Annotated in this window: 5 protein-coding genes; 3 read left to right on the forward strand and 2 right to left on the reverse strand. The window is 60.8% G+C overall.

All coding sequences use genetic code 11. From position 1 onward, the window contains the following. Positions 1 to 171 precede the first annotated feature (171 nt). From sprA to GM79_RS00190, 3 genes are all read left to right on the forward strand, one after another. Positions 172 to 7,680 (forward strand): cell surface protein SprA, encoded by a 7,509-nt coding sequence (sprA, locus tag GM79_RS00180; RefSeq protein ID WP_051718306.1) that lies wholly within the window; start codon positions 172 to 174, stop codon positions 7,678 to 7,680. A gap of 143 nt (positions 7,681 to 7,823) precedes the next feature. Beyond that, positions 7,824 to 8,204, forward strand: coding sequence for a glycine cleavage system protein GcvH (gcvH, locus tag GM79_RS00185; protein WP_035557251.1), 381 nt, complete (start codon positions 7,824 to 7,826; stop codon positions 8,202 to 8,204). 33 nt (positions 8,205 to 8,237) lie between these two features. Beyond that, a complete protein-coding gene (locus GM79_RS00190; protein ID WP_081867457.1) occupies positions 8,238 to 10,046 on the forward strand; it encodes a VanZ family protein in 1,809 nt (602 codons plus the stop codon). Between the two features lie 55 nt (positions 10,047 to 10,101). Here GM79_RS00190 and GM79_RS00195 read toward each other — a convergent pair whose 3' ends face one another. Beyond that, positions 10,102 to 10,638, reverse strand: a complete 537-nt coding sequence (locus GM79_RS00195; RefSeq protein ID WP_152559743.1) for a hypothetical protein — start codon at positions 10,636 to 10,638, stop codon at positions 10,102 to 10,104. A 338-nt stretch (positions 10,639 to 10,976) separates the two neighbouring features. Beyond that, positions 10,977 to 11,876: a YicC/YloC family endoribonuclease gene (locus tag GM79_RS00200; RefSeq protein ID WP_035557257.1), complete on the reverse strand. Its 900-nt coding sequence runs from the start codon at positions 11,874 to 11,876 to the stop codon at positions 10,977 to 10,979. Positions 11,877 to 11,964: the final 88 nt, after the last annotated feature.

Here is an 11,964-nt window from a genome sequence, read left to right on the forward strand (position 1 = left end):
GCTACTAGCCACATTCATCATTTTGCTTCTTTCCAAAGCATCATTAAACCACCGATTTCCATCAGCTATCAGCTAACAGCTATTGGCTAACAGCTACATGGCCACTATTCATTTATCTGCTTGAAATTCGGTCAGAAACTACTTCCTGCCTCGGTTGTCGCGCTTGCATCCTTGCTTACGTGGTGGTCACAGGCCGCGCCGTTGGCCAGTGCCCGCCGGCCCGGCACATGGCTCCGGGCCAGCCACGTTTTGGCCGCCGATACGCCGAACCCGGTAGCCGACACCACGGGGCCTTACGTCCCCAGCCGGCGCCCCAGGGTGCAGGCCCAGGACCGGCCTGGCAGCCCCTTCGGCACCCGCCGCCGCGAGTCGCCGCTGATACTGCCGCTGCCCAGCAACGTGAAGCTGAACGTGACCGTGGACGACAGCCTGACCCAGTTTGACGTGCAGGAAAAGGTGGGCGCCGACATTGACTACCGCGACCCCAGCGTGCTTAGCTACGAGCAGTACGAGGAGTTCCAGCGCCGGCAGGGCGTGCGCGACTACTACCGCCAGAAAGCCAGGGGCGGCGTAACCGGGCCCGCGGCGGCGGCGGGCACCCCCCAGGCCCAGCGCCTGATTCCCAAAATTTACCTCGGGCCGGTGGCCAACCGCATTTTTGGCGGTAGCTACGTCGATATCCGGCCGGCCGGCTCGGTGGCCCTCAAGTTTGGCTGGCGCCACAATAAGAACGAAAACCCGGCCCTGACTTTGCGCCAGCAGAGCGTGGGCGACTTTTTGTTCGAGCAGAACATCAACGTCAACCTCACCGGCGCCATCGGCACCAAGCTCAAGCTGGTGTTCAACTACGACACCAAAGCTTCGTTCGACTTCGACAACCAGATGAAGTTCGACTACGTGGGCGAGGAAACCGACATCATTCAGAAGCTGGACCTGGGCAACGTGAGTCTGCCGCTCACCAACTCGCTGGTGCAGGGCGGGCAAAATTTGTTCGGCATCAAAACCCAGCTGCAGTTTGGTAAGCTTGGCGTAACGGCCGTGGCCGCCACCGTGCGCGGCACCGCCGACGAGGTGCGCATTCAGAACGGCGCCCAGAGCCGGCAGTACGAAATCAAGGCCAGCCAGTACGAGCGGGACCGGCACTTTTTCCTGTCGCATTTCTTCCGCGACCGCTACGACCAGGCCCTGCGCAACCTGCCCACCATCCAGAGCGGCGCCACCATTACGCGCCTGGAAGTGTACGTGACCAACGACAACCGCACCACCGAAAACCTGCGCAACGTGGTGACGCTCATGGATATTGGCGAACCCCTGCGGCTCTACCGGGACAAGTACCGCCTGGGCAGCCCCACCCCGCGGGTGCCGGCCGATAATGAAGCCAACCGGCTGTACCAGACCATTATCGACGGTGGGCCGCAGGCCCGAGACAACCTGGGCGTCGATAACTTCCTGCAGATAGGCCAGGGCCTGAGCAAGAACCTTGATTTTGAGCGGGTGCGGGCCCGCAAGCTCGACCCGCGCGAGTACACGTTTAATGCGCAGCTGGGCTACGTGTCGCTGAACACGGCCCTGCTGCCCGACCAGGTGCTGGGCGTAAGCTTCCAGTACCTCTACAACGGGACGACCTACCAGGTGGGCGAAACCCAGGATGAGTACGGCAACCGCCGGCCCGACGACGTGGTGTTTCTGAAAATGCTGCGGGCCAGCAACCCCGGCGTGGGCGTGGCCGACCCCAGTCGCAACCCGCAGAATGCCAACCTGCTGACGCTGAACACGCCGACCTGGGATTTGATGATGAAAAACGTGTATCCGCTGAATGCTTCGCAGCTGCAGCGTGATAACTTTCAGCTCCAGATTATTTACAAGGATGACGAAACCGGGGTGGATTTGATTTCGCTGAAGGAAGGCATCAAAATCGCCAATCGGCCCATCATCGAGGTGTTGAACCTCGACAACGTGAACCCCAACAACGACCGCAACCCGGACGGCAACTTCGACTTTTTTCCCGGCGTCACGATTGACCCGGAGCTGGGCAAAATCATTTTCCCGAACGTGGAGCCCTTCGGTTCCTACCTGCGCACGCAGTTCGACCCCAGCGAAACTGAGCTGATTGACAAATACGTGTACTCGGAGCTCTACAACCAGACCCAGAGCGACGCCCAGCAGCTGCAGGTGAAGGACAAGTTTTTCCTGCGCGGGCGCTTTCAGGGTGGGGCCGCTTCCGACGAAATCAACCTGCCCGGCATTGGCATTGCGCAGGGCTCGGTGCGGGTGCGCTCGGGCTCCACGCTGCTGACGGAGGGCGTGGACTACCAGGTGTTTTACGACCAGGCCAAGGTGAAAATCCTGAACCCGGCCTACCTAAACTCGGCCAACGAGCTGCGGGTGGAATTTGAGAAAAACGCCTTGGTGCAGGTGCAGCCGCGCCGGCTGGTGGGCGTGCGCCTCGACTACCGCCTGAGCGACGACGTGAACATTGGTGGCACGGCCCTGCACCTGCTCGAAAACCAGGCGCCCGGCATCAACCGCGTCAACATCGGCGACGAGCCGGGCAACAACACCATCGTGGGCGTGGATGGCAGTATTCGGAAAGACAGCCGGGTGCTCACCAAGTACCTCGACATGCTGCCCTTTGTGTCGACCAAGGAAATTTCCACCATTTCCTTCGGCGGCGAGTTTGCCAAGCTGCTGCCGGGCCGCTCGCAGCTCGGCAACGGCGAAAACGGGGTTTCCTACATCGACGACTTTGAGAATGCCCGCACGCCCTACACGCTGGGCGGGCTGGCGTCTATTCCGGCGTGGCGGCTGGCCAGCACGCCGCTGCCCATCACCGGCAGCACGGCCGTGGGCCTGCCTTATAACTACCAGCGCGCCCGCCTGGCTTGGTACACCATCGACCAGAGCTACTACACCGGCGGCCCCAACGTGCCCGGCAACATCAACCCGGCCGATTTGACTAACCACTACATCCGCGGCATCAAGCGCGATGAGGTGTTCCCGAATAAGGACCTGGGCGCCACCGGCAACGGCTACGAGTACACCTTCGACATGGCGTACTATCCCGGCGAGCGTGGCGCCTACAACTACAACCCCAGCATTGACGCGGGCGGCCAGCGATTTACCGGACCCGAAGCCAGTGCCGTGGGCTTGCAAGGCAAGTTCGGCGGCATTAGCCGGGCCATCACCTTCGACACGGACTTCGACAATGCCAACATCGAGTACCTGGAATTCTGGATGATGGACCCCTTCCTGGGAGGCGAAAAAGGCCGGGTAGACGATGGGGTAAACCCGCCAGTGAATAATACCACCGGTGGCGATTTGGTCATCAACCTGGGCAACGTGAGCGAGGAGCTGCTGAAGGATGAAAACCAGCACGAGTTCGAGAACGGCCTGCCCACCAGCGACGACCCCCAGGACATCCAGGAAAACAGCCGCCCTACGGTGTGGGGCCGGGTCACGAACCAGCAGTTTCTGACCGACGCCTTCAACGCCGCGCCCGGCGCCCGCCAGCGCCAGGACGTGGGCCTGGACGGCGTGAACGACGCCGCCGAAAGGGTGCAGGCCACCCAGCCCGACGGTTACGGCGCGCAGTTTGCTAACCTGCCCGACCCCTCGGCCGACAACTTCCGCCACCACCTCGACCCCAGCTACGACCAGGGCAACACCAAGCTGCTGGGCCGCTACAAAAACTACAACGGCTACGAGGGCAACTCCGTCGAAAACAGCCAGCTCAGCTCCACGGCCTTTCCCGACAAGGAAGACCTGAACCGCGACAACGTGGTGCAGGAAGTGGAGCGCTACTACGAGTACCGCATGTCGTTGCGGCCCAGCACCGCGCCCGGCGGCCTGCAGGTGGGCCAGAACTTCATCATCGACAAGGTGACGAACAAGGACGAGCGCACCAGCGGCGAAGAAGTGACGTGGTACCAGTTCCGGATTCCGATTCGGGAGGGCTACACCGTGCGCGGCGCCACGCAGGAGTTCGGCTTCAAGAACATCCGCTTCCTGCGCATGTACATGACCGGCTGGCAGCAGCCCGTGGTGGTGCGCCTGGTGCAGCCGCAGTTCGTAGCCAATCAGTGGCGCCGCTTTATCTACCGCATCGTGGATGCCCGGCAGGGCACGCAGCCGCCCGTGGGCCAGCTCACCGATGCCGACGCCTTCAGCGTGTCGACGGTGAGCATTGAGGAAAACGGGCTGGCCGCGAATTTGGGTCCCAGTGGTAAAATTCCGTACCTGTCGCCCCCCGGCATTTTGCGCGACAAGGAATATGGCAGCACCAGTACCTCACGCCTGCAAAACGAGCAGAGCCTGCGCCTGTCGGTGACCAACCTGCGCGACGGCTACGCCAAAGCCGCCTACAAAAATCTGAGCATCAACATGCTGCGCTATAAGAAGCTGCGCCTGTTCCTGCACGGCGACAGCGAGGACCCCAGCGTGGCCGACGGCGACGTGCAGGCCTTCATCCGTATCGGCACCGACTACACGCAGAACTTCTACCAGTACGCGCTGCCGCTGGCCATCACCGGGCCCGGCGCCACTACGGCCGACCAGGTATGGCCCGTTGCCAACCGCATCGACGTTTCGTTTCAGGATTTCATCGACGCCAAATCGGAGCGCAATAAGCGGACGCCGGTCAACTACCTGATTCCCTACACCAAGACGCTGCCCAACGGCGCCACCATTACCGTGGTGGGCAACCCCGATTTTTCGGCGGTGCAGGGCGTGATGATTGGCATGCTGAACCCCACAGCCGACATTAGCAGCGGCAACACGAACGCGATTTCGGCCAATTTGTGGGCCAACGAGTTTCGGGTGTTTGACTTTGAGCAGCAGGACGGCTTTGCCGCCACGGCCCGCCTGAACGTGAAAATGGCCGACCTGGCCAACATCACGGCTACCGGCAGCTACACCAGCGTGGGCTTCGGCGGCCTGCAGGACAAGGTGCAGCAGCGCTCCTTGGACGATGCTTTCCGGGGCGACTTGCAGGCTACCGTGGCGGCCGAGAAGTTCCTGCCCGAGCGGTTCCAGCTGCGCGTGCCCGTGCTGCTGCAAATCGGCCACGAAAGCCGCACGCCCCTCTACGACCCCCTCGACCCCGACACCAAGCTGAGCCAGAGCCTGGAGAAGTTCACCGATGCCGGCGGCGACCTGAACCGCGCGGCCCAGGCCGAGTACCGCAACGAGGTAATCGACCAAACCACCAGCCGCAGCATTTCGGTGCTGAACGTGCGCAAGGAGCGCGGCCCCGGCAAACCCGGCGCGACTCCCAGCACGCCCAAGCCCTGGGACATTGAGAACCTGGCCCTGAGCTATGCCATCACTGACCGCCTGCACACCGACATTCGCACCGACCGCGACTACACCAAGGCCTACACCGCCGCCCTGGCCTATGTGTACCAGACGACACCCAAAAACTACACGCCCTTCAGCAAGATTAAGGCCTTGGACAACCCGTACCTGAAGATTTTTCAGGAGGTGAACTTCACGCCGCTGCCCTCGCGCTTCTCGTTCCGCACCGATATTGACCGGCGCTACAACGAGCGGTTTTTGCAGCGCATCCTAGAGCCGGGCACGCTGCCCAGCACGGCGGGCATCGCGCCGGTTATTCAGAAGTCGTTTTTCATCAGCCGGATTTACGACCTGAAGTGGGACCTCACCAAAAGCCTCATTTTTGACTACACCGCCAACAACCGCGGCGTGGTCGACGAGGGCCAGGGCCGCACCATCGGCGGGAGCGACGAGGCCATCCGCAACCGCGACCAGCTGAAGGAAAACCTGCTGCGCGGCGGCCGCACCACCAATTTCAACCAGGTGGCGGCCCTCACGTACCGGCTGCCGCTCGACAAGTTTCCGCTCACCGACTGGATAAGCGCCGACACCCGCTACTCGGCCAGCTACACCTGGCAGGCGGCTTCCACGGCGCTGCGCGCGCCGGTGTTTCCGGTGCCCACCGGCAACGAAGAGCAGGACAACCTCACCACCGAGCTGCGCCTGGGCAACACCGTGCAGAACAACGCCGAGCTTAGCGCCAACGGCCGCATCGACCTGGTGAAGCTCTACAACAAGGTGAAGTTTCTCAACATCATCAACAACGCGCCGCCGCCCGTGGCCCGTGCCAAAAAAGACGAGACGGCCAAGGGCAAGTCGGTGCAGGCGGGCGAGGAAGCTGCCGCCGACACCACCCGCGAAGCTAACCGCTTCGTGAAAGCCGTGCTCCGCTCTTTGATGACGGCCCGCTCGCTGAACTTCACCTACATCCGCACCAACGGCACGCTCCTGCCCGGCTACCTGCCCAATACCCGTCTGTTCGGCCTCAACAGCGACCTGACAGCGCCGGGCGTACCCTTTATTCTGGGCCGGCAGTACGAGCTGCCCGACCTCTACGACCGCGCCAGCCGCAACGGCTGGTACACCGAGCGCAGCGAGTTTCTGAACACCCCGCTCAGTTCCCTGCTCACCGAAACCCTCACGCTGCGCACCGCCCTGGAGCCGTTCCGCGGCTTCAATATTCAGGTGGATGCGCGGCGGCAGCTGGCCCGCAACCAGGAAGTGTACTACCGCAACCTGCTGAATGAAACGACCCTGGAGCTAGTGCCCGACCCCAACAATCCGGGCCGTTTCCAGCAGGCGCCCAGCCCGCTGCTCGGCACGGGTTCGTTCCAGACCTCCACTGTCACCATCCAAACGCTATTTGGCGATTTGGGGGCCAATGGGGAAACCTCGAAGGCGTTCAACCGCTTCGTGAACAACCGCGAAATCGTGCGTCAGCGCCTGGCCACGGCCAACCCCGCGCCGGGCTCCAACCCGGAAGTTGGCTACGGGTTCAACTCGCAGGAAGTGCTGGTGCAAAGCTTCATCGATGCCTACCACGGCCGGTCGTCGGATGGCTACGAGGCCGATAAATTCGACCCGTTTGGCAAGATTCCGCTGCCCAACTGGCGCATCGACTACAACGGGTTTGCCGAGCTGCCCTTGGTGAAGCAGTACTTCACGTCCTTCACCTTCAACCACGCCTATCAGTCTACCTACAGCGTGGGCAGCTACACCACGTCCACGGTTTACGCGCCTACTTTCAACCCCGAAACCCAGTTTCCCAACCTCACCAACACGGCCGGGCAGTTCCTGCCCTACTACGTGGTGGGGCAGGTGAGCATCGTGGAGCGCCTTTCGCCGCTGGTGGGCATCAATTTCCAGACCGTGAGCCGGGCCACCGGCCGCCTCGAATACCGTACCGACCGTGCCATCGTGCTCAACACCACCAACTCGCAGGTAACCGAGCTGTATACCAACGAAATAATAGTGGGCCTGGGCTACGCCACCAACAGCCTCAAGCTGCCCTTTAAAGTGGGCGGCGAGCAGCGCGTGCTGCGCAACAACCTCACCGCCCGCCTCGACCTGAGCATCCGCGACAACATCACCGTGCAGCGCACCATTGAGGACGTGGTGGACTTCGGCGACGCTCAATTCCCGAACCCGGACAAAGGCCGCCCGGATGGCAAGGTTACCAACGGCTCGAAGACCTTCCAGCTGCGGCCCACCGTCGACTACCTGCTCAACTCCCGGCTCAACCTGCAGCTCTATTTCAGCCAGACCGTGAGCACGCCGCGCATCAGCAACGCCTTCCGCAACACCAATACCGAGGGCGGCCTGCAGCTGCGCTACAGCCTCACGCAGTAGAATGCCCGAATTTTGGGTTCCGCAATGGGCTGTTGGAGGAATATTGTAACCACGAACAGCCTTTTGGTTCCTACTTTTGAGCCTGGATTTGAGGTCGGTGCTCAGATTCATCCTTCATAACTCATCATTCAAAATTTCCCGCCATGAACCTGCCCGCCACGCTGCACTACACCAAAGACCACGAATGGATTCGCGTTGAAGGCGATGTTGCCTACGTGGGCATCACCGACCACGCTCAAAAAGAGTTGGGCGATATTGTGTATGTTGACATTGACACGCTGGACAAAGAAGTGGCCCAACACGAGGTGTTCGGCACCGTGGAAGCCGTGAAAACGGTTTCGGACCTGTTCAGCCCCATCACCGGCACCGTGCTGGAAATCAACGACAAGCTGGGCGACGCGCCCGAAACCGTGAACTCGGACCCTTACGGCGACGGTTGGATGGTGAAAATCTCCATCGCCAAGCCCGAAGAGCTGACCGACCTGCTGTCGGCCGAAACCTACGGGGAGCTGGTCGGCGCGTAACGCTGCCGGTCCCGCTTTCGCTGGTGCGCCGTGATGTCAGAACCGCTTTCTCACAAGCTTACGCCAGCCCCGCGTCCCTACGCCGGCTTGCCGGCGCTGTGGGCCGCCGTGGTGCTGGCGCTCACGCTCACGCCTGCTCAAAATATGCCCATCACGCCCGCCTGGGAGCTGTTGTCTTTCGACACGGCGGCCCACGCGGGCGTGTTTGTCGTTCTGGCCGGGCTGAGCTGGTTTTCCCTGTCGCGGCAGCGCCGCTGGCCCCAATTGGCCCGGCACGCTGGCTGGGTAGTGCTGGTGGGCACCATTCTTTTTGGCGGGCTGATAGAGCTGCTGCAACACAGCATGCACCTGGGCCGGCACGGCGACTGGACGGATTTGCTCAGCGACGCCATCGGTGCCGCCGTGGCCGTGTCCCTGACTGCTGCCTGGAATCGGCGCGGCCGGCGCCGCAACCTGGCGTCGGGGGTGGTTTGGGCGGGTGTGGCTGGTGCAACGTTGGCAACAGTGCCGCTGCCGGGCCACGCGCAGGATATGCCGCGGGTACGCCGCACTATCGCGAAGCTGGCGTCGCCGCAGCTGCACGGGCGCGGCTACGTGAATGAGGGCGATAAAAAAGCCGCCGCGTACTTGCGCGATAGGCTGAAAGAATTGAAACTAGAGCCGCTGGCGCCCAACTATACCCAGCCATTTACGCTGGACGTGAACACGTTTCCGGGGGAGCTGCACTATCGTTTGGCCTTTCTTGGTAGAAAGCCGCAGCGGCTGCAAATACCGTCGTTCTCGCCCGGTCGTGATTTCATTGCTGCCGCCCACTCCGGTGGCGGCAGCTTGCGTAATGTGCCGCTGATAGTGCTGGATACTACCATTTTTACCGGGCCGCTGCCGAACGTAGTAGCGCATCAGCGGCTGCTACAGCTGCCATTGGCCGGTAAAGCACTCTTGCTCACCGCGCGCGATGCGAGCCGCTTGCCCACGCTACCTATCGCGCTTCAGCAGCACTTGGATTCGGCGGCTGCTTGGGTTAAGCTAGTGCCAAAACTCACGGCCACGCTGGCAGCTGCGCAAAGCAAGCGTGTCGAAATAGAAGCATTATCGCCTAAATCAGAAAATGAAGCAGGCAGAATTCGTATGGGCCATAATTCAATCCCCGAGCCGGTCGAAAGGCGGGTAGACATTAAAGTTGACGCCCAGCTCCGCCGCGACTACCCAACCCAAAACCTGGCCGCCATCATCCGCGGCACTGCGCAGCCTGATTCCTTCCTAGTAGTTACGGCCCACTACGACCACCTCGGCCGCATGGGCAAGCACGCCTATTTCCCCGGTGCCAACGATAATGCCAGCGGCGTGGCCCTGCTGTTGGAGCTGGCCGCCCACTACGCCCGGCCCGAAAACCGGCCGGCGTACTCAGTCGTCTTCCTGCTTTTCGGGGCTGAGGAAGCCGGCTTGGTGGGGTCCAGCTACTTCGTGGCTCATCCGCTGGTGCCCCTCCAAAGCATCAAGTTTCTGGTGAATTTGGACTTGTTGGGCACCGGCGAGCAGGGCGCCACCGTAGTGAATGGCCGGGTGTTCGAAGCGCCGTATCGCCGCTTGGTGGCCATCAACGAAGCCCGGCACTACCTGCCCGCGCTGGGTGCCCGCGGCCGGGCCGCCAACTCCGACCATTTCCCCTTCTCCGAAGCCGGCGTACCGGCATTTTTTATCTACACCCGCGGCGGGAGTGCCGCCTACCACGACGTGAATGACCGGCCAGAGGCGCTGTCATTGGCGGGTTTTGCCGGGGCGTTCGGGCTGGTGCGCGACTTTCTCAACGAGCTGGGCGCTGCCCCACCCACAAAAAAATAGTCGGTAGCCGAACCCAGGTCCGACTACCGACTCAATAAGTTTAACCACTAAGCGTCTAGCCTTTGGATTTCAGCGAAAGCATGATTTGCTTGGCGATGGGCTCCCACTCGGGCTTCTGACGGTCGGCACAGTTGAAGGTGCAAATCATCAGTTTGCCTTCCACGTCGGTGAAGAAAACCAGGGTGTATACTTCGTGGCCCATCTCGGGCTTCATGAATTCGAGGTAGCCCACCTTGCGGTTGTTGATACTTTTCACACCATCACCGAACCAGGTGGCGTCCTTGTACTGCTTGTGGTAAGTCTTGCCAAACGAGGCGGCGTAGATGTCCACCATGTCCTGGTCGGCATCGTTGTCGCTGTAGTTGAAAGCGAGGCTGATGAGGTTGTTGTTGGTGAAAATAACGCTCGGGCGGCTTTGGGCCTTGGCGTAGGCGAAGTCCATCTGCTGCTCGGTCATTACCTCGAAGCCTTTAGGAATCAGGATTTCAACCCGCTCGCTGAGCACGCGCTTCTTTACCAGCTCTATTTCGGAGGCGGGATGCGCCGCCGTTAGCATTAATCCAAGAATGCAGAGTAGAAATGTAAGTTTCATGCTAATAGGAATATGGGGGTGATTAACTAATGGCCTCTTTGGTAAACCCAAGTTAGATACAATACTTAAGTATCCAACTTTCGGGTTGCAAATATTGCGATTTATTTTTTATGATGAACGGCAAGCCAGACGATTTGTGAATAACTGCCTAAGATTCCAAGGGTTGAGGAATCAAAGTTGAACATGGTTTTGCACTGGCAAACTCTCGTCAAAATGCTTTGCACAACCATAAGGCAAGAAACCAATAAAAGAAAAGTGCAAAAATAGATTGATTTTATACCCTAACAGGGTTTTGCCTGTTTTGGGCGAGGGTGATGAAATGATTCAACAGTCGAACGTTAAAGAATATTATTTAACTGCTCTTTTATTTTTTCCAACTCCTCTTTCATGCCCACCACGAGGTGCTGCACGGTGGCATCGTTGGCCTTGGAGCCGATGGTGTTGATTTCACGCCCGATTTCCTGAGCCAGAAAACCGAGCTTCTTGCCTACGGCTTCGTCGGGCTGATGGATTGCCTGCTCGAAATAAATCAGGTGGGCCGCCAGCCGCACTTTCTCTTCGGCAATGTCCAGCTTCTCGATGTAGTAGAGCACTTCCTGCTCGAAGCGGGTGGCATTGAACTGCTCGTGGCTGGTGAGCTCGGCCAGATGGCCGGCCAGCCGCTGGCGTACGTGCTCGATGCGGGCGGGGTCGTGCGCCTCCACGGCCGTTAGCTGCTGGCGAATAGTGGCCAAGTAGCCGAGAATTTCGCGGGTGAGGGCGGCGCCTTCGTCCTGCCGGAACTGCTGCATGGCGGCCAGCGCCTCCACGAGCAGGGGCTGTAGCTCGGGCCAGGTAATTTCTTCGGCTGCCGGCTCGGTCTCGCGGGCTTCGGCGGCGGTGGGCACTACGCCCGGCAGGCGCAGGGCAGCCAGCAGGGTAGCTTCGCCAGTGGGCAGGCCCAGGCTTTGGGCCACGCCTTTCAGCTCCTCAAAAGCCGCTAGCAACGCGTCTTTGTTAAGCGTAGCGGCGGCGCGGGCGGCAGCGGGGCGCACAAAATCCAAGTTCAGGTTGACTTTACCGCGCAGTAGGGCCTTGGCCACGGTGTTGCGGATTTCCAGCTCGTGCGGCATGAGGAAGCGCGGCAAGCGCAAGGTCAGGTCCATGGTTTTGGAGTTGACGGAACGAAGCTCGACGCCGGCGGTGTAAGTGTCGGTTTCGCGGTGGGCCTGGCCGAAGCCGGTCATAGAAAGGAGCATGGGCGGGGGGGAAGCTGATTGGGGCCGCAAAGAAACGACTGAACCCGTGCGGACGGCGAAAAATCAAGGAAGAGAAGCACGGTAAAAG

The organism is Hymenobacter sp. IS2118, assembly GCF_000715495.1.
In the GTDB taxonomy this organism is placed as follows: domain Bacteria; phylum Bacteroidota; class Bacteroidia; order Cytophagales; family Hymenobacteraceae; genus Hymenobacter.

What these genes read in the sequence shown, in the direction of transcription:
- gcvH (WP_035557251.1), top strand. Translation starts at nt 7,824, where the DNA reads ATGAACCTGCCCGCCACGCTGCACTACACCAAAGACCACGAATGGATT.
- GM79_RS00190 (WP_081867457.1), top strand. Translation starts at nt 8,238, where the DNA reads ATGTCAGAACCGCTTTCTCACAAGCTTACGCCAGCCCCGCGTCCCTAC.
- GM79_RS00195 (WP_152559743.1), bottom strand. Translation starts at nt 10,638, where the DNA reads ATGAAACTTACATTTCTACTCTGCATTCTTGGATTAATGCTAACGGCG.
- GM79_RS00200 (WP_035557257.1), bottom strand. Translation starts at nt 11,876, where the DNA reads ATGCTCCTTTCTATGACCGGCTTCGGCCAGGCCCACCGCGAAACCGAC.